Source organism: Lachnospiraceae bacterium JLR.KK002, from assembly GCA_036941025.1.
Classification (GTDB): Bacteria; Bacillota; Clostridia; order Lachnospirales; family Lachnospiraceae; genus Petralouisia.
The window spans coordinates 2236137-2258994 of sequence record JAYMNP010000001.1; the positions used below are offsets into that span (position 1 = coordinate 2236137).

At 48.3% G+C, this 22858-nt stretch carries 19 protein-coding genes; 3 read left to right on the forward strand and 16 right to left on the reverse strand.

What is annotated here, in order from left to right:
- Nucleotides 1-137 precede the first annotated feature (137 nt).
- From VSQ32_10795 to ahpC, 4 genes are all read right to left on the reverse strand, one after another.
- On the reverse strand, nt 138-692 hold the full coding sequence (locus VSQ32_10795) for a TetR/AcrR family transcriptional regulator C-terminal domain-containing protein (GenBank protein MEH2943335.1): 555 nt from the start codon (nt 690-692) through the stop codon (nt 138-140).
- 15 nt (nt 693-707) lie between these two features.
- A complete protein-coding gene (locus tag VSQ32_10800) occupies nt 708-1274 on the reverse strand; it encodes a glycerol-3-phosphate responsive antiterminator (GenBank protein ID MEH2943336.1) in 567 nt (188 codons plus the stop codon).
- 280 nt (nt 1275-1554) lie between these two features.
- Nucleotides 1555-2226 (reverse strand): thioredoxin family protein, encoded by a 672-nt coding sequence (locus VSQ32_10805; protein MEH2943337.1) that lies wholly within the window; start codon nt 2224-2226, stop codon nt 1555-1557.
- 10 nt (nt 2227-2236) lie between these two features.
- Entirely contained in the window at nt 2237-2803 is a 567-nt protein-coding gene (ahpC, locus tag VSQ32_10810) for an alkyl hydroperoxide reductase subunit C (protein ID MEH2943338.1), read from the reverse strand.
- Between the two features lie 309 nt (nt 2804-3112).
- Here ahpC and VSQ32_10815 point away from each other — a divergent pair, with 309 nt between their 5' ends.
- Together VSQ32_10815 and VSQ32_10820 are read left to right on the forward strand one after the other, a co-directional pair.
- On the forward strand, nt 3113-3310 hold the full coding sequence (locus VSQ32_10815; GenBank protein MEH2943339.1) for a hypothetical protein: 198 nt from the start codon (nt 3113-3115) through the stop codon (nt 3308-3310).
- Nucleotides 3311-3496: 186 nt separating this feature from the next.
- Entirely contained in the window at nt 3497-3757 is a 261-nt protein-coding gene (locus VSQ32_10820; GenBank protein MEH2943340.1) for a hypothetical protein, read from the forward strand.
- A gap of 73 nt (nt 3758-3830) precedes the next feature.
- On the opposite strand, the gene VSQ32_10825 is transcribed toward VSQ32_10820, so the two are convergent.
- The 4 genes from VSQ32_10825 to VSQ32_10840 form a co-directional block, all read right to left on the reverse strand.
- Entirely contained in the window at nt 3831-4613 is a 783-nt protein-coding gene (locus tag VSQ32_10825; GenBank protein ID MEH2943341.1) for an RNA methyltransferase, read from the reverse strand.
- 14 nt (nt 4614-4627) lie between these two features.
- Nucleotides 4628-5602: a 6-phosphofructokinase gene (gene pfkA, locus VSQ32_10830; protein MEH2943342.1), complete on the reverse strand. Its 975-nt coding sequence runs from the start codon at nt 5600-5602 to the stop codon at nt 4628-4630.
- 47 nt (nt 5603-5649) lie between these two features.
- Complete coding sequence (locus tag VSQ32_10835) at nt 5650-9174, reverse strand: DNA polymerase III subunit alpha (GenBank protein ID MEH2943343.1); 3525 nt, start codon at nt 9172-9174, stop codon at nt 5650-5652.
- A 106-nt stretch (nt 9175-9280) separates the two neighbouring features.
- On the reverse strand, nt 9281-10393 hold the full coding sequence (locus tag VSQ32_10840; protein MEH2943344.1) for a DUF2185 domain-containing protein: 1113 nt from the start codon (nt 10391-10393) through the stop codon (nt 9281-9283).
- A gap of 251 nt (nt 10394-10644) precedes the next feature.
- Here VSQ32_10840 and VSQ32_10845 point away from each other — a divergent pair, with 251 nt between their 5' ends.
- On the forward strand, nt 10645-11511 hold the full coding sequence (locus tag VSQ32_10845) for a CPBP family intramembrane glutamic endopeptidase (protein MEH2943345.1): 867 nt from the start codon (nt 10645-10647) through the stop codon (nt 11509-11511).
- Between the two features lie 13 nt (nt 11512-11524).
- Here VSQ32_10845 and nagB read toward each other — a convergent pair whose 3' ends face one another.
- The 8 genes from nagB to VSQ32_10885 all read right to left on the reverse strand — a co-directional run bounded on the left by nagB (nt 11525) and on the right by VSQ32_10885 (nt 22420).
- Nucleotides 11525-12259, reverse strand: a complete 735-nt coding sequence (gene nagB, locus VSQ32_10850) for a glucosamine-6-phosphate deaminase (GenBank protein MEH2943346.1) — start codon at nt 12257-12259, stop codon at nt 11525-11527.
- 3 nt (nt 12260-12262) lie between these two features.
- Entirely contained in the window at nt 12263-13087 is an 825-nt protein-coding gene (locus VSQ32_10855; GenBank protein MEH2943347.1) for a response regulator, read from the reverse strand.
- An 89-nt stretch (nt 13088-13176) separates the two neighbouring features.
- Complete coding sequence (locus VSQ32_10860; GenBank protein ID MEH2943348.1) at nt 13177-14040, reverse strand: carbohydrate ABC transporter permease; 864 nt, start codon at nt 14038-14040, stop codon at nt 13177-13179.
- A complete protein-coding gene (locus tag VSQ32_10865; protein ID MEH2943349.1) occupies nt 14041-14976 on the reverse strand; it encodes a sugar ABC transporter permease in 936 nt (311 codons plus the stop codon).
- Between the two features lie 15 nt (nt 14977-14991).
- Nucleotides 14992-16326, reverse strand: a complete 1335-nt coding sequence (locus VSQ32_10870) for an extracellular solute-binding protein (GenBank protein MEH2943350.1) — start codon at nt 16324-16326, stop codon at nt 14992-14994.
- A gap of 96 nt (nt 16327-16422) precedes the next feature.
- A complete protein-coding gene (locus VSQ32_10875) occupies nt 16423-18264 on the reverse strand; it encodes a sensor histidine kinase (GenBank protein MEH2943351.1) in 1842 nt (613 codons plus the stop codon).
- Between the two features lie 226 nt (nt 18265-18490).
- Entirely contained in the window at nt 18491-19903 is a 1413-nt protein-coding gene (locus tag VSQ32_10880) for a phosphoglucomutase/phosphomannomutase family protein (protein ID MEH2943352.1), read from the reverse strand.
- A gap of 117 nt (nt 19904-20020) precedes the next feature.
- Nucleotides 20021-22420 carry a N,N'-diacetylchitobiose phosphorylase gene (locus VSQ32_10885; GenBank protein ID MEH2943353.1) on the reverse strand — a complete coding sequence of 800 codons (2400 nt, stop codon included), beginning with the start codon at nt 22418-22420 and terminating at the stop codon, nt 20021-20023.
- Nucleotides 22421-22858 lie beyond the last annotated feature (438 nt).

Consider the following 22858-nt stretch of genomic DNA (forward strand, 5'->3'; position numbering starts at 1 on the left):
ATCCTCCTCCGTTTTGACTTGATAGTATTATTATAGCTTTTTAAATACTTTTTGTCATTAGACACATATTCTTATTTGTACAATTTATTGAAATTTATTGTTCTTCCGTCCCAATACACGGTGTTTCTGCCGAAACTCTATGCTGTCATACTGCTTTTTGTTGTAGGAAGTACCAAAATATTATTTGTTGGATGATGCAGCATGGCTCTGATATTTTCCACCGCAGCAAGCACTTCTTCCTCTCCCGGCCCTTTCTTCATGGCCACACAGTCCAGTACAAAATGACAGACAGATTTCACAATAAAACTTTCCACCAGATAGTTCCCGTTTTTCTCTGACCAGAACCGGCCTCTGAGCTGTTCGTCCACCACCGGAAACAGCCGCTCCATCAGTCGTTCCCGGCTGATGTTCTCCAGCACCTTTTTATAGAAGAAACGGTTTTCCCTGATGATTCTTACAACCTTGCGAATCCATTCCTCAAATGCCTCGTTCTCGTCGTATGCAACCTGTTTTACAAAGTCTTCATTATAAAGCCACTCAATCACCCCGTAAATATCCTGGAAATGATAATAGAAGCTCTGGCGCTTCATATTCTTACAGTCCATGATATCCTGGACGGTTATCTTTCTCAGAGGCTTTTCGTGAAGCATCTCCTGTAACCCGTCTGCAATCTTTCTCTTTGTATTACCCATCTCTCTTTCTCCTCCTTACATAAACCATATATCCTGGTTGGTGGTTGAAACTGAAATTGCCCCGGCATTCAGCGCGTCAATCACATCTTCCCTGTCACTGATCAGTCCGCCGGCAATGACAGCCTGAGAACTAAGTTTATTGATCTTCCGTATAATCTTCGGCATGACTCCCGGCAGAATCTCGATAAAATCTGCCCGGATTTGCTTTTTCTGCTTTTCTATACTCTGATAAGCTCTGGAATCCAGCACAAAAATTCGATAAACCGTATACATGGACAACTCTTTTGCACGATTAATCATATTCATCCTGGTTGAAATAATTCCATCTGCTTTTGTATTTTTTCTGATATAATCCACCGCAATCTCATGGGCGCTGAGCCCTTCAATCAAATCCAGATGCACCAGAGCTATTTTGTCTGCCCTTTTCAGCTGTTCCACAATTTCGCCGATATTGCACATATCTCCGAACAGAATAAATACAATTTTTACATCAGATTTCAGACATTTCTCAATTCCCTCAAAGTTTTTTACCGCCGCAACAACGGGACAGTCCGCCATCGCATCATAAAATTTCTGTTCCATAAGCCTCCCATACCAGTTTCAGCCAGTTCACGTTCCGAAATTATTTCCAGGCATCCACCTCCTTAATTTTGCGAAAAGAAAAAAGAGTAAAGTTAATAAGCAACATTTCTGCTGTGCTAACCTTACTCTCCACTCTCCAGGCACCTGTTTACTTCCTTCTTGTGCTATTATGTTAGCATTTTTACCGGGAAAATTCAAGCAAACTTTCGAAAAAAATAAAATTATGGCCAATACTGTCAAATTTTATTCTGACATTTTGGTTATTTTGTCCAATGGTTTTTTACTTTTTACACTTTTTAATCACCTGATACATTTCTTCGATGGTTTTTGTCCCCATCAGCACTTCCTTCTCGTTCACAATAGTCATGGGAATCCGTTCAATATGGTATTGTTCCGCAAGCTCCGGATATAATCTGGCGTCTATCATTCTGGCTTCAATCATTTCTGACTCGGAAGCCATTTTCTGACAGGTTATTACCTGCTGTGCACAATGATGGCAGGACAGAGATACAAATACTCTGATATCCACCTTGTCTTCCAGTTTCTGCAGCTTCTTCTGTATTCTTCCGCTGATTTCCTGACCAGGGCCTGCCGTATTGTAAATACCGAATACCAGAGAATTCATCTCCTTGCCGCCGGTAACTCCATGATATGCCACCCCTGTATACCTGTCATTTTTATAGAGTGCTGTCACGGGCAACAGTGAAGCGTCCAGCTCCGGCAGTTCTTTTTCGGCCTCTGCCTGATCATAAAAACGGCAGGAAAGTTTATCGGACAGCCCGGCCATATGGCGCACCAGTTCCGCCATTTCCATGGAAGCCTTTTCTTCCGGATTGATTACACACACCATGCATACTTCCCCTGTGAGCTTCCCAAGTACCGTATTCAGCTGACTTTCCAGTTCCTCCGTAATAAGTTCACTTCTGAGAGATATTTTTTCGATATTAATCATTTCGCTTCTCCTACAGCATCCCAACCAGGTCCAGGCTCGGACTTAAGGTCTCCTCTCCCGGCTGCCATTTTGCCGGACACACCTGATCTCCATGTTCTTCCACGAATTTTGCCGCCCGCAGCTTCCGGAGCAGTTCCTCCGCATTTCTTCCGATTCCCATGTCATGAATCTCATATGCTTTTACTTCTCCTTTTGGATTCAGAATAAAAGTTCCGCGCAGAGCCTGTCCCAGTTCTTCCACCAGAACACCAAACTGTTTTGCAAGAACACCTGCCGGATCTCCCAGCATTACATACTGAATCTTTTTAATAGTGTCTGACGCATCCGCCCATGCCTTGTGTACAAAATGAGTATCTTCCGATACGGAATAAATCTCACACCCTTCTTCTTTGAATTCCTCATAATAATCTGCCAGATCTCCCAGCTCCGTAGGGCATACAAAGGTAAAATCTGCCGGATAAAAAAACAGCACGGACCAGTGTCCTTTCAAATCCTCCTGCGTTACGTCCAGAAACTCTCCTTTGCAGAATGCTGATACCTGAAATGCTTCCACCTGTTTATTAATCATATTTTCCATTCTAAAAACTCCTTTCCTCTGTTCATTCTGTAACTGTTTCGCTTACAGTTATATCCGGAGCAGTAAGGCTCCTGAAATTTATTATATCTTTGAAAATCCATAAAATCAATAAATATTTTCCCGGAACCGAATATAATTTGTCTGCAATATTTCTATCTGGCCTCATACAGTTCATTTTAAGTGTCAAAAAACCCTGTCAATTCTGCCATTTCCAGTTTTTTTTGCCTTGCAATCCCTGCCAATTAACGTTATAATACAGACACAGATAAGACGCAATTACATTTTTTATATTGGTTCAGGAGGGAAACTATGGAGAAGAAAAACTTAAATATTTCGAACATGAACGGAGTAACTTCAGATGAAGATACTACCTGCAGTATTACAGATATGAACTGTAACGGCGATAATGACGACAGCACCTGCAGTATCACAGACATGAACTGCAACAGCGACAAAGATGATACTACCTGCAGTATTACAGATATGAACTGCAACGGGGATAACTAAAAGACAGTCGTTACACGTTATATGAATTTGCCCACTCTCTTTTAGACCAGGGTTCTGTCTCGGCGGAACTTCTGGTCTTTTCCATATATCCGGGATTTCCTGCAGGCCTGAAAGCCTCTCAGATTATCCGGATATATCCAGGTATATAACGAGGATTCAGAGATTCATAAAAGAAAGGAAAACACCATGCGTATCTGGTTTAAATTATGCAAAGATAACCGTCTGCTCCGGGATACCGTGATTACGGACGACAGCAGCGATACCCGCACTCATAAAATCTTCCATGCACTGGAACAGGTCTGTTATGAATTTGATCTGGGCCGGCCAATCTGGCTGGACGCCACCGTGTCCGAATTCAAACGCCATGGCAAAGCCCGCTTTTATCAGGATAATTTTCTGGAAGAAATTTCATTTGATTTTCTGGAAATACATATGATTGAGGAATAAGGGGCCGCAGGATTCAGAATCCCGCGGCCTTTTATCTTCTCTTTCCTTTTATTTTGTACACCCGCAGAAGAATTCACCGTTCCCTTCTCTGCCGGTTTGCTTCGTACATCAGAAGGGCTGCTGCCACAGCAGCATTCAGCGATTCCGTCCGGCCCTCCATGGGAATCCGAATCCGGATATCTGCCAGTTCCGCAATCTCAGGACTCAGTCCATTTCCTTCATTTCCAATCAGAAAACCGGTATGGCCTCCGTAGTCCGGTTCATCGTAGCACATTGTTCCTTCCAGATGTGCCCCGTACAGGGTGACTCCCCGCTGTTTCAGTTCCCGGAGGAATCCCGGCAAATCCGGCATAATATAAAAGGGCACCCGGTACAGAGCTCCCATGGTAGCCCGGATGGTTTTGGGATGAAACAGGTCCACGGTGGTCTGATTCATGATAATTCCGGTAATTCCGGCGGCCTCCCCGGTGCGTATCATGGTGCCCAGATTTCCTGGATCCTGAATGGTATCGAGGATTAAAAGATGTGCATTCCTGTCCTCTCCCAGTAAATCTTCCGGATGGTATTCCGGCATTTTTATGATACACAGGATTCCCTGGGGGGTTTGGGTATCACTGACTGCCTGAAATACCCGGTCAGAAACCACTTCATAAGCATACCCCTGAATCTTCCGGCATTTTTCCTCATCTTCCAGAAAGGATTCCGAGACGTACATGGCCTCAATGGATTCCCTGGGTGCCTCCAGGCACATTTTCATTCCTTCCGCCACAAAAACCCGCTGTTCATAGCGGGTTTTTGACTTTTTATTCAACTGTAAAATCTGTTTCATCTGTCTGTTGGCAGAACTCGTAATCATAAGCACTCCATTTCCTAAACGCTCAGATTTCTGCAGACTTCAAACTGGTATTCCGGAAGCTGTTTCTCCATGGCCAGAGCCTCGTCAATGTCAAAGTCCACAAAATCTCCGTGGCGGTATCCCACCACCCGGTTGGACTTTCCTTCGCAGAGCAAATCCACCGCATAGGCTCCCATGGTGGACGCATAGACACGGTCCTTACAGGTGGGGCTTCCGCCGCGCTGCATGTGCCCCAAGATGGTTGCTCTTGTCTCAAGACCTGTAGCTGCCTCAATTCTCTTAGCCATACTTGCGGAATGTCCGATTCCCTCTGCATTTATGATAATATGATGTTTCTTTCCCCGTTTCCGGTTGGCAATAATATTATTTACCAGCTTCTGCTCGTCATAATCGTATTTTTCCGGCAACAGAATGTCCTCCGCACCATTGGCAATACCACACCACAGCGCAATATAACCTGCACCCCGGCCCATAACCTCTATGATAGAGCAGCGCTCATGGGAAGTGGAAGTATCGCGCACTTTGTCAATGGCGTCCATGGCTGTATTCACGGCTGTGTCGAATCCAATGGTATATTCCGTACACGCAATGTCCAAATCAATGGTTCCGGGAATTGCCACCGTGTTGATTCCAAGAGCCGCCAGCTTCTGCGCCCCTTTAAAGGAACCGTCGCCGCCGATTACAATCACTCCGTCAATCCCATGCTTACGACACATTTCCGCCCCCAGTGCCTGTCCTTCCGGGGTCCGGAATTCGCTGCACCTTGCAGTCTGTAAAATAGTACCGCCCCGCTGAATCGTATCTGAAACGCCTTTTGCTTCCATATCTATAATCTCTCCCTGAAGCAGTCCGGCATATCCTCGTTTAATTCCCTTTACTTTTTTGCCCCGTGCAAGGCCCTGACGTACTACCGCACGGATTGCAGCATTCATGCCCGGCGCGTCGCCGCCGCTGGTCAGCACACCAATTGTCTGAACTTCTTTTGCCATAACCGTCCCTCCTGTTTTCCTGTCCTGATTCTCTAATCTCTTACATTCTAATCTCTTTTTCCATGATTTTCAATGCTCTTTTCTACAACTTTTACATTATTTTCTCCCAAAAAGTTAGTTAATCTGTTGACAATTTCCGGTAAAATGCCGATATTTCGGTTTGGCGGCAGACGTTTCATCAGCTTTTCATCTGCGATATAAATCACTACTGTGTCATTCCCGTCACCGGACTCCAGCAGGCGAAACAGTTCCTCCTCCTTCCGGCTGTAGGATTCCCTGGAAGAAAACTGCAGCCACAGTTCTTTTCTGGTGTCGTCAAAGGAATAGATTTTATCGCAGATGAGTTTCCCGTTTTTCTCTTCTTCTGTGGCCACCCGGCCCTTTACAAATACTTTTTCATCCAGATTCAGAAGATGGCTGCTTTTTTCATACACTTTGGGAAACACAATGATTTCCAGGTTGCCCACCAGATCCTCCAGTGTGATAAAAGCCATGGTCTGGTTCTTCCTGGTGTATTTCACCGTTTTGTCCACAATCATTCCGCCCACCATGGCGGATTCTCCGTCCCGTACTTTCGTCTGGCCGCTGTCTTCTTCCAGCACAAAATCCGTGGTCACTCTGGTGATATTTTTTCTCCATTTTTCTTCGTATTCTTCCAGGGGATGACCGCTGATGTAAATACCCAGCACTTCTTTCTCAAATCCCAGATATGTCTCTCTGGCGTACTCTCCCACATCCGGCAGCTTCACTTCAAATTCCGCTTTTTCCTCTTCTCCTGCCAGGTCAAACAGGGTCATCTGTCCGGCCATGGTATTTTTCTTATCCTGGGCAATGGCGTCCATCATCCCCGCGTAGGCCATCATGTTCTGTTTCCTGGTACCTCCCAGATTGTCCAGCGCACCGGCTTTAATCAGATTTTCCACCACCCGTTTGTTGATTTCCTGGTCTGCCATACGGGTAAGAAAATCCTTCAGGCTGGTGAATTTTCCCCGCTCTTTCCGCTCCTGACAGAGATTTTTGATAAATGCATGGTTGACGCTCTTGATGGCGGAAAGGCCGTAACGGATGGCCCGATTGCCGGATACGGAGAAATTACTTTCTCCTTCATTGACACTGGGGGGAAGCACCTGAATCCCCATCTGGCGGCAGGTAAAAATATACTCGGAAATTTTGCCGATATGCCCCATGACAGAACTCATCAGGGCGGCCATATATTCCAGCGGATAGTAATATTTCAGATAAGCGGTCTGATAGGCCACCACCGCATAGGCTGCCGCATGGGATTTGTTAAAGGCGTATTTGGCAAAATCAATCATATCGTCGTATATTTTGTTGGCTGTTTTTTCGTCAATCCCGTTGCTGATACAGCCCGGAACCCCCTCTTCGGGATTGCCGTATACGAAATTCTTCCGCTCTTTTTCCATGACGGAGACTTTTTTCTTGGACATGGCCCGGCGCACCAGATCGCTGCGGCCCAGGGTATAGCCTGCCAGATCCCGGACAATCTGCATTACCTGTTCCTGATATACGATACAGCCGTAAGTGGGGGCCAGAATGGGCTCAAGCTGAGGACAGTCGTAAGTGACGGAACCCGGATTGTTCTTCCCCCGGATATAGGCGGGAATAAAGTCCATGGGGCCCGGACGGTACAGGGAAATACCTGCAATAATATCCTCCAGGCTCTGAGGCTTTAATTCCTTCATGAAGTTCTTCATACCGGCGCTTTCTAACTGGAACACCCCTTCATTTTTCCCGGTTCCCAGCGTATCCAGCACCGCCTTGTCCGCAAAATCAATATTGTCAATATCCAGCGCAATCTTCCTGTTTTCCTGAATGAGATTTACCGCATCCTGCAGGACAGTCAGGTTGCGCAGGCCCAGAAAATCCATTTTCAGAAGACCCAGTTCTTCCAGGGTGGTCATGGTAAACTGAGTGGTAATGGCGCCGTCGCTTCCCCTTGAAAGGGGGACAAATTCGTCAATCTCTCTGGAACTGATTACCACGCCCGCCGCGTGCATGGAGGTATGCCGGGGCAGACCTTCCAGCCGCTTTGACATGTCGATAATCCGTCTGACATTTTCATCATTTTCGTAGAGGGTGCGCAGCTCCCGGTTCTTCTCCATGGCCTTGTCAATGGTGATTCCCAGGTCTGTGGGTATCTGCTTGGCAATATTGTCCACATAAGCATATGGCTGGTCCATCACCCTTCCCACATCCCGGATGACGCCTCTGGCCGCCATGGTACCGAAGGTGACAATCTGCACCACCCGGTCTTTGCCGTATTTTTCACTCACATAATCAATAACTTCCTGCCTGCGCTCCACGCAGAAATCAATATCAATATCCGGCATGGTGACACGTTCCGGATTCAGAAAACGTTCAAAAATCAGATTATAGCGCAAAGGGTCGATGTTGGTGATTTTCAGGGTATAGGAAACCAGGGATCCGGCAGCGCTTCCCCGTCCCGGCCCCACTGCAATCCCGTTTTCTCTGGCAAAACGGATGAAATCCCACACAATCAGAAAATAGTCCACATATCCCATCTGCCGGATAATATCCAGCTCATACTGAAGCTGTTTTTTAATCTCATCCAGCGGAATGTCTTCTTTACCGGGGATGACAGCCATACCGTCCCGGACAGGATATCTGGCCTCCAGCCCTTCGTAACACAGCTTCTTAAGATATTCCCAGGAGGTATAGCCTGCCGGCACGTCAAATTTCGGCAGTTTGGTGACGCCAAATTCTATTTCCACCTGGCAGCGGTCTGCGATTTTCTGCGTATTCTCCAGTGCTTCCTCCGCATAGGGAAAGAGCCGGGCCATCTGTTCTTCGGATTTAACAAAAAACTGCCCTCCCTCGTAGCGCATCCGGTTCTCGTCGGACAGTTTCTTTCCGGTCTGAATACACAGAAGAATATCATGGGAATCCACGTCGCTCTCATAAGTATAATGGACGTCATTGGTGACAACCAGCGGAATGCCTGTGTCCTGGCTCAGCCTTAAAAGCTGCTGATTCACATTCCGCTGTCCCGGCAGGCCGTGATCCTGCAGCTCCAGGAAATAATTCTCGTGCCCGAAGGTTTTCTCATACCAGAGGGCCGCCTCTTTTGCTTCTTCATAATCTCCTCTGGACAGGAGCTTCTGAACCTCGCCCGCCAGGCAGGCGCTTAACACAATCAGCCCTTCATGATACTGTTCCAGCACCTCCCGGTCCACTCTGGGCCTGTAATAATAGCCTTCCGTAAAGCCTCTGGACACAATTCTCATTAAATTACCGTAGCCCTGATTATTTTCTGCCAGCAGAACCAGATGGAAATACCGGTCTTCTCCTTCCACCTTCTCCCGGTCAAACCGGGAACCGGGGGCCACATAGACTTCACAGCCTAAAATGGGCCGGATACCTGCTTCCAGCGCCGCCCGGTAAAAATCAATGACCCCGTACATTACGCCATGGTCCGTGATGGCCGCCGCAGTCATGCCCAGTTCCTTTACTCTGGCCACATATTCATTTATCTTATTGGAACCGTCCAGGAGACTGTACTCCGTATGGACATGAAGATGCACAAATGACATAATCCTTTATCCTTCCTGTAAATAAGAATGCGCAAGCGCATTCTTCGCGCGCGAGCGGGTTGCGCAGCAATAAATTTCCGCTCCGCGAGCTGCGCAGTAATCATCCCTACATATACTCCGGATTCAGGAAAGGAATGACCAGTTCCGCAGGCTGCCCCTGCTCGTCCAGCCCCCAGTAACCGCTGTATATTCCGTCTCCCATGCCGCTTGCAAACATTACCACCTTTTCTTCCGTATCCGGTATCTGCCAGAGCAGGAAATCGCCGCTCTCCCGCTGCAGTCCGGGACACATCTCATAGCTTTTCCGGAACAGAGATGCGAAATAGTCGTAATACTCATTCTTATCCGGATGTTCCTGCTTCCATCTGCTGATAAAAGTCCGGTAATTCGCCGCCACCTGCTTATCCGAAATACAGGCCAGGCCGGCGTCTACTCCGAAAAACGCCCATACTCCGGGTTTGCCCAGATCCTCCCGGCTGTTTCCTTCCGGCATGGCAATTTCATGACGGACCGGCCTGCTGCCGCTGACCCGAAGCCTGGCAGCCGCAATGCGAAGCCCTACCTTATCGGAATGGCAGATGGAAAGGTCAATGGGATAGCTTCCGGCCGGAATCTTCTGCTCCAGCGTAACCATATACCTGCTCCCCAGATATACAATGGGGTCTGCAAGAACGATTTTGCCCGTCGGAAAGTCTGCCTCCCCCACCGTATAAGTTTCCGTTCTGCCGCTGTTTTGAAACAGGCTCTGAAAAAAGGTTTCCGGATAAGTCTCCTTATTCAGAAATTTCAGATTCTCCTCAAACACTGCCTGCAGGGGCGTTCTGACCTGTTCCCTGATTTCTTCCCCCGTTGCGGTATCCACAAAATAAGAGCCGGAAGCATCCGTGCGGAATTCCAGATCCGCTCCATAAGGCATATGGAATACATTTACCACTGCCGGCTCCAGATTCGCCAGCACGTTAAAATCCACCACCGCCATATTGTCCGGATTATCCACATATTCCTGCGTATCCCTGTCTCCAAAGGCAATCCATCCGTTCCCCTGCCCGTTATTCTGGCGGAAAAGCCATTTCAGCCTGGAAGTGCCCTCCAGAATGGATTTGCTCACAATAGATTCTCCCGCTCCTTCTATATATTGCTTTATTTCCGGTTTTCTGACTTCCGTTTTTACGTCTTCTGTTTCATTCTCTTTTTTCTTCTTACTGTTAAATAATCCCATACCTGCTCCTTTTTAAAAAGAATGCGCCTGCGCATTCTTCGCGCGCGAGCGGATTGCGTAGCAATAAACTCATCTCCGCTTTTTCGTTTTATTCTAGCACATACCCTGAGAGGCTGCAACTCTTATTATTGCCGGTCCCGCCTTGATTTTTCTCTCCGGCAGCTCTATAATGACAGAAGAAAGGTAACCGTTCATCCCGCGTCCCTGAACTGTTACGAGGAAACATATTTTATAAAAGAAAGGATTATATTATGAAAATACTCAAAAAAACCGGAAGCATCCTGTTTTGTCTGCTTCCGTTCCTTCTGGCCCTGGGCATTCAGCTTCTTGTGACTGTTGCCGGCCTTGTTCTGAGAATTATTTATATGATTCAGCAGGACCCTTCTCTGGTAAACGAACTTTCCAGTCCCGCTTTCCTTATGGAGCTGACCGGTAACAGTCAGTTTCTGGCGGGCCTGTCGGCAGCTTACGCAGTGATTGCCGCACTGGTTATGGGGTTCTGGTACCGGAAACGTTTTGTCCCGAACGACCATCCCCGCCGAAAGTTTTCTGATATCATCAACCCGGCCATGGCAGCAGGGCTGGTTCTTCTGATGATTGGAATGCAGTACATCTCCACCTTTCTGGTAACCATCCTTACGGTAATCAATCCCGCCTGGTATCACACCTATGAGGATTTGATGAACAGCGTGGGCTTTGAAAATGTCACGCTGCTGCTGGCCCTGTATTCCATTATCATTGCCCCTGTCAGTGAAGAACTGATTTTCCGGGGCGTGACCCTGAAATACGCCGCAAAAGCAATGCCTCTTTTCCTGGCAAATATCTTTCAGGCATTTTTGTTCGGCGTCTTTCACGGCAATGTGGTGCAGGGCGTCTACGCCTTTGCCGTGGGCCTGTTCTGCGGCTACGTCTGTCTGAAAGGAGGCAGCATTTACCTGTCCATCCTGTTCCACATGCTGTTTAACCTCTGGGGAACTTTTGCCCCGGATATTCTGCTCTACGGCGGTGATTCCCCTGTAATCCACCTGGCCATTCTGGCAGGCGCTGTCTGCCTCTCAGCCCTGGGAGCCTTTCTCTATCAGAGAGGGGCGGAACACCGCTCCCTGCCGGAGGACTGACAGAATCCACCGTTTACAGGCCGGATATGCCGGAAAGGGCAGCCTCATCCCCAATCACGGTAACATCCGGATGAAGCTGCAGAATGGAAGCGGGAACTTCCGGCGTTACCGGCCCCCGGAAGGCCCGTGCTGCCGCTTCGGCCTTATCTTCTCCGCTGACTGCCACCAGTATCTTTCCTGCCTTAAAAATAGTGCCGATTCCCATGGTATATGCATGGGTGGGAACCTGTGCGGGAGAATCGAAAAACCGTGCGTTGGCCTGAATGGTGCTCTCAGTCAGCGCCACCCGGTACGTTTCCTTTGCAAATACAGGCCCCGGCTCATTGAAGCCGATATGGCCGTTCCGTCCAAGGCCCAGAAGCTGCAGATCAATGCCGCCCAGATCCCGGATGATGTTCTCATGTTTCCCGCAGACTTCCGCCTCATTGGGATTGCTTCCGTCCGGAACAAAGACTGCGTTCTGACATATATTTACATGCCGGAATAACTGCTCCTGCATGAAATAATAATAGCTCTGCTTATCGCGGGGGTCAGGGCCGCAGTATTCGTCCAGATTCACCGTGGAAATCCTGGAAAAATCCAAATCTCCCTTTTTATATTTTTCCACAAGCTGTTCATAGATTCCCACCGGCGTGGAACCTGTGGCAAGTCCCAGCACGCTGTCCGGTTTCAGAATCATCTGAGCTGCTATTATTCCGGCTCCTTTCCGGCTCATATCCTGATAGTCTTTTGTTTTGATAATCCTCATGTTCTATTTCTCTCCATTTCTTTTTCTGCTGTTTTTCTGTCTCCCCGGAATTTTATTCCGGTATTCATTGGCGGTAACCCCTTCCCGCTTTTTAAACACTCTGGAAAAATGGGCCATATCCAGGAATCCCACCTGCTCAGATATGGTTCCAATACGAAGAGAGGGGTCTTTCAGCAGTTCTTTGGCTTTTTCTATCCGCACACGGTTCAGAATATCGGAAAAGCTCTGTCCCGTATGACGGTTCAGAAGTTTGCTCAGATGCCACTGGCTCACATATGTCTTTTCCGCTACTTCTCCCAGTGTCAGTTTCTGCTCATAATGTTCCCCGATATAAGCAAGGGTATGTTTCACAATAAAGCTGCCGGAAGGGCTTTCTTCCGATTCCTCCGGAGCCTTTTCCGCTTCTCCGCCTGATTCCGGAAGGTCGTCCGGCTCCTCTCCCGTAATTCCCTTCTTTTTCAGATTTTCACACATCTTCTCTATGGCTTCTTCCAGCTCTTCCATATTGAAAGGCTTCAGCAGAAACCGGGTCACTCCCAGACGAATTGCTTCTTTTGCATACTCAAAATCCCGAAATCCGGTGAGTACGCATACTTCCAGATCCGGAAACTGGGAGTTAATGGCTGCTATCATGGCAAGACCGTCCAGTTCCGGCATACAGATATCCATAAAAATAATATCCGGTTTTTCCTGCTCAATGACCTGCTTTCCCTCCAGTCCGTTGTGGGCGGTCGCCACTACGCGGCAGTTCCACTTTTCCCACTGAATACTCCTTGACAGCCCTTCCACAATAATCGGCTCATCATCCACAAGCATGACCCTGTACATAATTTCACACCCTTTCCATACAACCAGTATATGGCCTCCGCAGCCGGAATCCGGCCGGGAAGCCATAAGCCCGGTCAACAAACAGAATATTATCCTTTCACTGCTCCTGCTGTCAATCCTTTGATAATATTTTTCTGCAATAATATGTATACAATCATAACCGGAATCACAATAATGGTCACGGAAGCGGCCATCAGCCCGAAATCTGTCCCGTACTGGGAACTGATTTCCTCCAGCAGAGAGGAAATGGGGTATTTGGTGGAATCGCGTATCATGATTTTCTGTACAAACAGGTCATTGTAGGACCACAGGAAGCTGAATATGGCTACCGTAGCCAGGGAAGGCCGGCAGAGGGGAACAATGATTCCGGTAAATACCTGAAATACATTGGCTCCTTCCATATAGGCAGCCTCCTCCATTTCCAGGGGAATGCTCTGCATGAATCCTGTCATGACAATGGTGGCAAAACTCAGGTTTCCCGCAATCTGAGGCAGGATTACCGCAATGTTTTTGCTCAGAAGCCCCCACTGCACCATCATTTTAAAGACCGGGATAATGGTGGCGAACACCGGGAACATCAGGCTGGCCACAATCAGGCTGCGCACAAACTGTTTCCCCTTAAAATCATATCTGGTCAGTGCAAAGGACATCAGAGAAGCCAGAACCATAACTCCTATGGTCACGGTACCTGAAATCACAAAGCTGTGTCCATATGCCTTAAGTACATTCAGTTTGCCGAATGCATTTTCATAATTCATCAGCGTGGGCGGAGCGGGCAGAGAAAAGGAAGAACGAAGGACCTCCGCCGAAGGCTTAAAGGAATTCAGGGCCACCCACACAAATGGAAAGATGGTCAGAAGAGCCCACAGAACCAGTATGGCATAAATCACAACCGTGCTGATTTTTACTTTTCGTTTTTTTGCCGGCACAGTGCTCTGTACTGCTGTATCCATTTATGCCGCCCCCTTTCTCTGCGCTTTCTCTCTGAGACGTTTTTCTTTCCGTGCAATGCGTTCTTCTTTATCTTCCGTGAGGAATCCCACGCCTCTGGACACCAGAATTCCCAGAAGCACAATCAGTACCGCAAGGGTGGAACCATAATCATAATTGTTCAGCCCGAAGGTCTGCTGATACATGTAGGTACCCAGAAAATGGGTGCTCCCCTGCGGCGCCCCGTTGGGAACCATTACCCAGGGAAGATCGAATACCTTCAGCGCTCCTGTTACCGCCAGTGTCACCGAGGTGAAAAATACCGGTTTCATCATGGGAAAGGTAATGTAAAATACCTGCATAAACCGGTTGCACCCGTCAATGGAAGCCGCTTCGTACACATCGTCGGGGATATCGCTGAGTCCCGTCAGAAGAATAACAAAATAAAATCCGATATAACTCCACAATGTGGGAATACACACCATGATAAAGGCCAGCTCCGGTGAGAGCCAGTTCACCGGCTCTCTTCCGAAAAATTCCAGAATCTGGTTCAGCATACCGCCGTTGTAATTGTAGAACAGCTTGAACAGCAGACCGATGGCAGTGGCGGAGATTACCACCGGGAAAAAATATACAGTACGGAATAACTGCTGCAGCCTTTTTATCTGAGACACCATCACCGCCAGCACAAAAGCGATTCCCACCTCGAAAATCACGGTAAGCACCATCATTTTCAGAGAATTTATCAGCGCTGTCCTCACATCCGGGTCCGTGAACAGTCTTTTATAATTGTCAAGCCCCAGAAATCTCCATTCCGTTCCCGGCATTTTCACTACTGCCGGCATATCGTAAAAACTGTTCTTAATATTTTCCAGAAATGGGATGTAAAGAAAAATTACCATAAACAGTAAGCCGGGCACCAGAAATATCAGCAGGGGCCATTTTTTCTTATATAACATCTCTCTCCCACCTCTTTACTGTAACTGCTGTCTGATAGAAAGGGCCTCATTGATGGCGTCTTCTGCAGAAATTGCGCCTGTGGATACTTTTACAATTTCCGAAATCAGTGTCTTATATGCATCGCCGATTCTTGCGTCTGTCGGGGCTACCACCACGTTTTTGGCGTCTGTGCACACTGCAATGGAATCTACCAGCGGAGAAATACCTTCCACCGGAGTCACTTCCACTGCCGCACGGGATACGGCACCGGTAGCTTCCCAGTATTTCTGAACGCCTGCCTGACAGGTATGGGCCATGACAAATTTCACTGCCGCCTCTCTCTTGTCCGGGTCATCCCATGCTTTCCTGGTAATATAGAATCCGGAGGAAATGCCTCCTACCATGGTGCCTGCTTCCGCTTTCTGGTCCGGAACACCGGGGAAGGAAACTACTACGGTATTTTCCGTATCTTCAATATTTCCGGAATACCAGGAGCCTTCTAACTGCATGGCTGCTTTTTTATCACGGAACAGCTGTCCCACATAAGCGTCGTCTACCGTGTCCGTATCTTCCGGAAATGCTCCCATATCCCGCAGAGTTTTGAACATCTCAAGACCTTTTACCCATCCTTCCGGCGCTGTTTCCGGAACAGAGGTATATTCTTCCACTCCTGCTGCATAGAGCATTAAAAATTCCACCCAGTAATGGGGCACATTGTTCAGGGAGCAGGCAATGGGAATCACACCGTTTTCCTTAAAAGTGGTGATTGCTTTTTCCATGGAAGCCCAGTCTGTGGGCAAATCCAGATTGTACTTGTCAAATAAATCCTTATTGCAGAACAGTCCTTCCCAGTATCCGGTAGTGGGCACTGCCCTTGACACGCCGTCCGTATTCTTCGCCGCATCCAGCGCGTCTCCCAGAGTATCTTTGGCATAATCCGGATATTCCGCACAGATTTCTTCTACTGTTACCAGTTTGTCTGTGGCAATAATGCTGTCTGCAGTTGCATCGGTAAAGAACTGGATAACGTCCGGCTCATTTCCAACGGAAAAATCTGCATTGACTGCTGCTTTCCACTCCTCGTCTGAGGTCTGAGAGTTATCTTCAATGGTAACATTGCTGTTTTCCTTCATGTAGTCTGCATTGATTGCCTCATAAGCCTCTTTGTTGGGGTCCGTACCGCCGAACATGGATACCGTTTTCAGGGTAACGGGATTATCTCCTCCTGATGCGTCTGAGGACGCTTCTTTTGTGCCGCTTCCTCCGTCCGTACTTCCTTTGTCCGCACTTCCTGCATTTCCCCCGCAGCCTGACAGGGCTGATACTGCCATGGCCCCAACCAGCAGCATGGATAAAAGCTTCTTCTTCATAGTAAATCCTCCTTCATATGATTTCACAATGGGTTTTCGTTGTTATATTCATATTATAGGAGCAAACCGCACAAAAAGCATTAGACCGACCTGTCATTAATTGTTTAATCTTGCCATGTTCTTCAGTTCTTCTTCCACACTCTCCCGTTCTTCTGACGTTTGCTCTTCCAACTCCTTCCGGTAAGGTATGGTAATTCTGGAAACGGTCTCCTCCCCCTGTTCCTGGGTAATGGTCAGACCGTAGGATTCTCCGTATACCAGACGGATTCTCCGGTTCACATTCTGAATACCGATAGAGGTATGTCTTCCCGGCTCTCTGGGAATCTGCGCTTCGTTTCCTTCCAGAATGGCCTGTATTTTCCGCTGTGTTTCTTCCGTAATCTCTTTTCCCGTATTCCGCACTTCCAGATACATGCAGTCCGTATCATGGTACACTTTTACTTCTATGGTGCCGTTGGCCATGGCTTCCACTCCATGGACTATGGCATTTTCCACCAGAGGCTGCAAAATCAGCGGAGGCACCATCACATCCAGAAGTTCTTCGTCAATATCCCGCTCAATCCGCAGCCGCTGCCCGAAGCGCATGGACATAATATAGAAATAGGAGTTCACGCACTGAAGCTCCTGGGACAGATGGATTTCCCGCACATTCGCCCGGTTCATCCTGTAATCCAGCACCGTACCCAGCGCCTCTATCATTTTCGGCACCACAGTGTCCCCGGACATTCTGGCCTGCCAGTTCATCATTTCCAGGGTATTGTTCAGGAAATGAGGGTTAATCTGGGCCTGCAACGCCTGAATCTGGGCATCTTTGCGGGCCAGTTTTTCTTCGTACACATAATCAAAGAGATATTTTACCTGAGCGGACATGCTGTCAAAACTCTCTTTCATATACTGAAATTCCAGGTTGGGCATTTCCCGCCCTTCCACCCGGACGCCCATTTCCCCCTCCTCCATCTTTTTGGAAGCCCGCATAATCTGTTCAACGGGAACCTGAATATGTCTGCGCAGAAACCAGGCTCCATAACAGAAAAAGGGTATAAACAGTACCAGCAGCATGGCCACAAGGGAATAAAACTCATACAGGCTGGCATACAGCTCCCGCCTTCTGGCAAACAGAATAATCCCCGTATGGTAATTGTCGTACCGCTCCTGATAGAGGTATCCGTTGTATTCTCTGTTTTCCACCCGGTCAATCCGCCGCCTGCTGACTCCATCATAATTCTGTGTAAGCTGCTGCAGCAGTTTTTCCCTGCTGTCTCCCGGCTCTTTGCGGGTAAAATCCAGCACATCCTGGCTGTCCCCGATACACACAATCATATTATCACGGGTATTCTGGGAGACATCCTGAAAAATTTTATATTTGTTCAGTTCCACCACCAACGTTCCGTACCGCACATAGTCTGCTGTGGTATAGAGGTTCCGTATAATAAACATCCGCCCTTCCACCACGCGCACATACGCATAAGAAGAATCCCCTTCCATAATATCCTCGATGGCCGGCTGGATTTCTGTCAGATAACTGTGGTAGGAAATGCCTGTCCGGGAAGAAAAACACTCCGGATTCTCATGACCGTAACAGTAATAGGCATACATGTTGAACCGCTCATCCAGATAAAACTTCCCTTTCAGGCTGGCATTTACTTCCTGAAGATATTCCGTTCTGGTACAGCTTCCTCTTTCATAACTTTTCCAGGCCACCTCCCAGGTTTTTTCATAGGAAGGCCGCTGGCAGAGAGTGATGGCGTCTCCAATCCGAATTGAGGCAAAGGAGGCCGCATTGTACAGTTCTTCTTCCATGAGCCCTTCTGCCTTCTCCACAATCCGCTGATGGTAGGAAATGGTTGTAAATGTAAAAAATACTGCAACCGGCACGCCCCAGCACAGTATCAGAAACAGCAGTATTTTTTTGTTCAGTGATTTCGTTTTTTTCTTCATGGGTTCCTTCCGTCCTTTGAAAAAGTGGACAGGTCCGCTTCAATTCCCTGAATCCCTCCAATCTTGAGGGACCTGGTAACACGGTATTTTCTATAAGATAAAAGGCGGGACACGGAAGAATCATGGCAGCTCCTGCAGGACATGATTCTCCGCATCCATATGTATCCATATTCATCCATATGCCCATCGGAATGTCCGGTGCGTCCGGTCTGGCCGCCGGCCGGAATTACAGTTCCAGAAATTTCTCGTATATGCCGCAGATTTCCGCTGCCTGGGAGGCCTCTGGCATTTCACAGAAAATACGCAGCAGCGGTTCCGTACCGGAAAATCTGGCAATGACCCAGCCGCCATTTCTGAAATAAACCTTGCTTCCGTCCAGATAGGAAATATGGTCGATTTCTTCCGGCAGTTCCGGCAGAAGTTTATCTTCCATCAGAATCTTTTGCATGTGCTTTTTCTTTTCCGGTGTGAACTGATAATCCCGCTCTTCCATGTGAATGGCGCCGCATTCCCGGTAAATATCTTCCATAATCCGGGAAAGTTTTTTTCCGGTTACGGCAATCATCTCAATCAGGAGCGCTGCCGCATAAATTCCGTCTTTTCCGTTGATATGTCCCCGCACGGTAAGCCCGCCGGAAGATTCTCCGCCGATTATAGCCCCGGATTCCTGCATTTTGGCAGATATATGCTTGAAACCTACGGGAACCTCGTAACAGGTTTCGCCAAACTGCTTCGCCACCTTGTCCAGCATATGGGTGGTTGCAATATTCCGCACCACCGGCCCGCTCCAGCCCCTGAATTTCACAAGATAATAATAGAGCAGCACCAGAATATCGTTGGGATGCAGAAAATTCCCCTGGTCATCAATAACGCCGATGCGGTCTGCGTCCCCGTCTGTGGCTATACCGATGTCAAATTTCTTTTCCACCACATAATTCTGCAGGGAATGAAGGGTGGCTGCCGAGGGAGCCGGCAGTTTTCCGCCGAACAGGGTATCGTGTCTGTCGTGTATGGTGGCCACCTCGCAGCGGGCGGTCATCAGAATCATCTTCAGGGACGTTTCGCTGACGCCGTACATGGGATCCAGAGCCACTTTCAGCCCCGCATTCCGAATCGCCTGCATATCCACAGAATCAATGATATTGTCCAGGTACTCGTTCAGGGGATAAATTTCCCGGATATAGCCTTCCTGTTTGCCCGTTTCGTATTCTGTTTCCTGTACATCTTCCGGCTTCAGATCTCCGATATAATCTTCGATATCCTTCGTCTGTACCTCGTCCGCATCCCGGCCTCCGGCAGTGAATACCTTAATTCCGTTGTAAATGGCCGGATTATGGCTGGCGGTAATCATCATTCCATAGGGAAATTCATGCTTCATCACATGGAACATCACCAGCGGAGTGGGGGAGGATTTGTTAATCAGGTACACATTGATATGCGCTGCCGCAAATACCGTGGCCGCCCACTGCATGGCCTCTTTGGAGAGAAACCTCCGGTCATATCCCATGACAATGCCCCGCTCTGCCACTCCTTCGCTTTTCATTTTATTTACCAGTCCCTGTGAAAGCAACTGTATGTTTGCTTTTGTAAATTCATCTCCGATGACAGCTCTCCAGCCGCCTGTTCCAAATTTTACCATTTTCTCATCCTCTTTTCTGTGAATCCCCGCTGCTTCGTCGGTCTGCAGGTTCCATCCCCTGTCAGCCTGCCGCCGGGTTCTGGTTTCCAGTTGTCGTCTTCATTCCTCCGGGACCGCTCAGGCTCCCATAGTAATTTCCACCTGATGTTTCGTTCCCGCCTCTATCACCGGAATATGCTCCACTTCCTGTCCGTCCAGCCGTATGGTTTTTACCCCTTTCATCACCCCTTCCGGATTGTCTACGGTAATCTGAAACTCCGCGCCTCTCCATCTGCGCACTGCCGAAAATCCTTTCCAGTCCGGAGGAATACAGGGGTCAATTACCAGTTCTTCCAGCCGGGGCTGAATTCCCAGCATATAGCGGGTGGCTGAAAAATAAGCCCAGCCGCCGCTTCCTGTCATAAAGGGATGGCGGGCCCGTCCAAAAGCTGTGTGGTCTTTTCCCATCACGAACTGGCAGTAAGAGTAAGGCTCCGACTCCCGAATCTCAATGCGGTCGTTCTGATAACAGGGGCAGATTGCGTCATAGAATTTCATGGCTTTATCACCCCGGCCCAGCACACATTCCGCCGCCCAGGCCCAGGGATTGGGATGGGAGAAAATGGAGCCGTTCTCCTTAAGGCCCGGATAGACCCTGGTGACAAATCCAATATCGTCGTCAGGCTCCGTATAAGAAGGGGCGTTCAGCATTAACCCGTACGGGGTAAACAGATACTGCTCCACGCTGTCCATGGCCATCCTGCCCTTTTCCTCGTCTGCCGCGCCGGAAAGCACTGCCCAGGCATTGGATTCCAGATGTACCCTGCCTTCCCGGTCCTCTGAAGTCCCAATCTTCCTGCCGTTTTTCGTCACGCCCCGGATAAACCATTCCTTATCCCAGAGCACTTCATTGCAGACCCTGTGCACCCGTTCCCTGATTTTCTTATATTTTACCACATCTTCGTCCCGATGGAAATACTCTGCCAGTACAATAAAGTATCCCAGGGCCCAGTAATGGAGAAAGGATACCATGGCGCTTTCTCCTCCGCCCAGATTCAGACAGTCGTTCCAGTCTGCCCGAAGTCCTTTGCAGATTCCGGTGGCTCCCACCTGCTCTGCGGAAAAATCCAGAATACGCTTCATATGCTCATAGACGGTTCCTTCCCCTCCGTCTGCATAGGTAACCACTTCATCTGCAAATTCCACTTCTCCCGTCTCCCGGATATATTCCACAATGGCGGGCACCAGCCAGAGGGCGTCGTCCGAACAGGCGTCTTCTATTCCGTGTACCCTGTCCTTCGGTTTTGCACCGGGAATCACCGTGGGGGATTTGAAGGGCTTTTTCTTTTTCTCCCTGTCCGGCTCAAACCATTCGGGCTGAAACAGGTGCAGCCCGTAACCTTTACCGGTCAGCCCCCGCAAAAGCTCTACAATACGCTGTCTGCATTTTTCCGGATTGGAATGGGGTATGGTCATGGCGTCCTGGGCCGTATCCCGGTAACCAAGGCCGGTTCTTCCTCCCACCTCCACAAAGGAGGCAAACCGGGAGAACATAATATTTACTTCCGCCTGGTAAAGGTTCCAGGTGTTAATCATGGTGTTCATTCCTTCACTGGGAGTCTGTATCTGAAGTTTTGCAAATTTATCCTCCCAGTAAGCTGCAAGCTGCCGATAAACCTGATCCACTCTGGAATAATCCGAGTATTTCTCACGAATCTTCCTGCCGGTTTCCCGGTTTCCTTCTCCCAGCATGAAAATCAGCCGGACTTCTTCTCCAGGCGCCAGAGTCAGATCTTTCTGCAGGCTGCCGCAGTGGTTATTACCCAGCTCCCTGGAACCGCTGCAGCGCCCCCGTTCCACTGCAACGGGATTGTCCTCTGTCCGGTAACTGCCCAGAAATCTGTCCCGCAGACAGTCGTATCCGTCCGGCTCAAAGCTGCCGGTAAAATACTGGTAACCGAATTCCTCATAGAACAAATCATGCTCAATAATTCCATCCTCATAAGAGGAGCCGGCACAATACAGGCTCATCTGGAAATTCTGGTTGTCAATCATAACATGATGGAAGGAAAATTCCAGATAGGAGAACACCGAGAGTTTCCGTTCTCTGTCTGTGGTATTTTTCAGTTTCACGTCCCACAGTTCCACCGAATCCTCCATGGGCACCACCAGCGTCTGGCTGGCTTCGATTCCCTTATAATCACACTCATACACCGAATAGCTCATGCCATGACGGCAGGAATATTTTGCTGTGTCCAGAGGCTTTCCCACCGGCTGCCAGGAAATACTCCAGTAATCTCCGTCTTCTGCATCCCGCAGATACACGTAGTGGCCCGGACGGTCCATGGGCACCCCATTTCCCCGAAATCTGGTAATCCGGTGATATTCCGGGGACTGGTAAAACAGATATCCTCCGGCTGTGTGATTTACCACCACGCACATGTCCCGGACTCCCAGATAATTTGTCCAGGATACGGGCAAATCCACCCGGTCAATTACATATTCTCTTTTTTCGTTGTCAAAATGTCCATACTGCATAAAAATACCTTCCCTTTTTCTCTGTTTCTGTTCCGATATACTTAAGGTGCTCCTGACGCCTTAAACACATTATCAGACAATTGCAAAACTATCCAATTGTCAAAATTTCATGTACAATTTCTACACTTTCTATGAAATATTTTCATCATACAAAAAGGCCGAAATGCCGGACGCACCGAACATTCCAGCGAGCCTTTGATTACGAAAGAGCATGTCAGCAAAGGCTTCCATTCTCTTTTAAGTCTCGCTTCCATGGTGCTGAAATGCATTTCTCACCTTTTGTATGAGAAAACATTTGCATTCAAATTTTTCAAATTGCACATAAAATTGGTACAATTATTGAGTTTTGCAATTACCTGTAAACATATTATAGAACAGGAGAAAAAAGAAAGGTATTGCCAGGTGTGGCATAATTTGTCTTATATTGGTATCAGCATT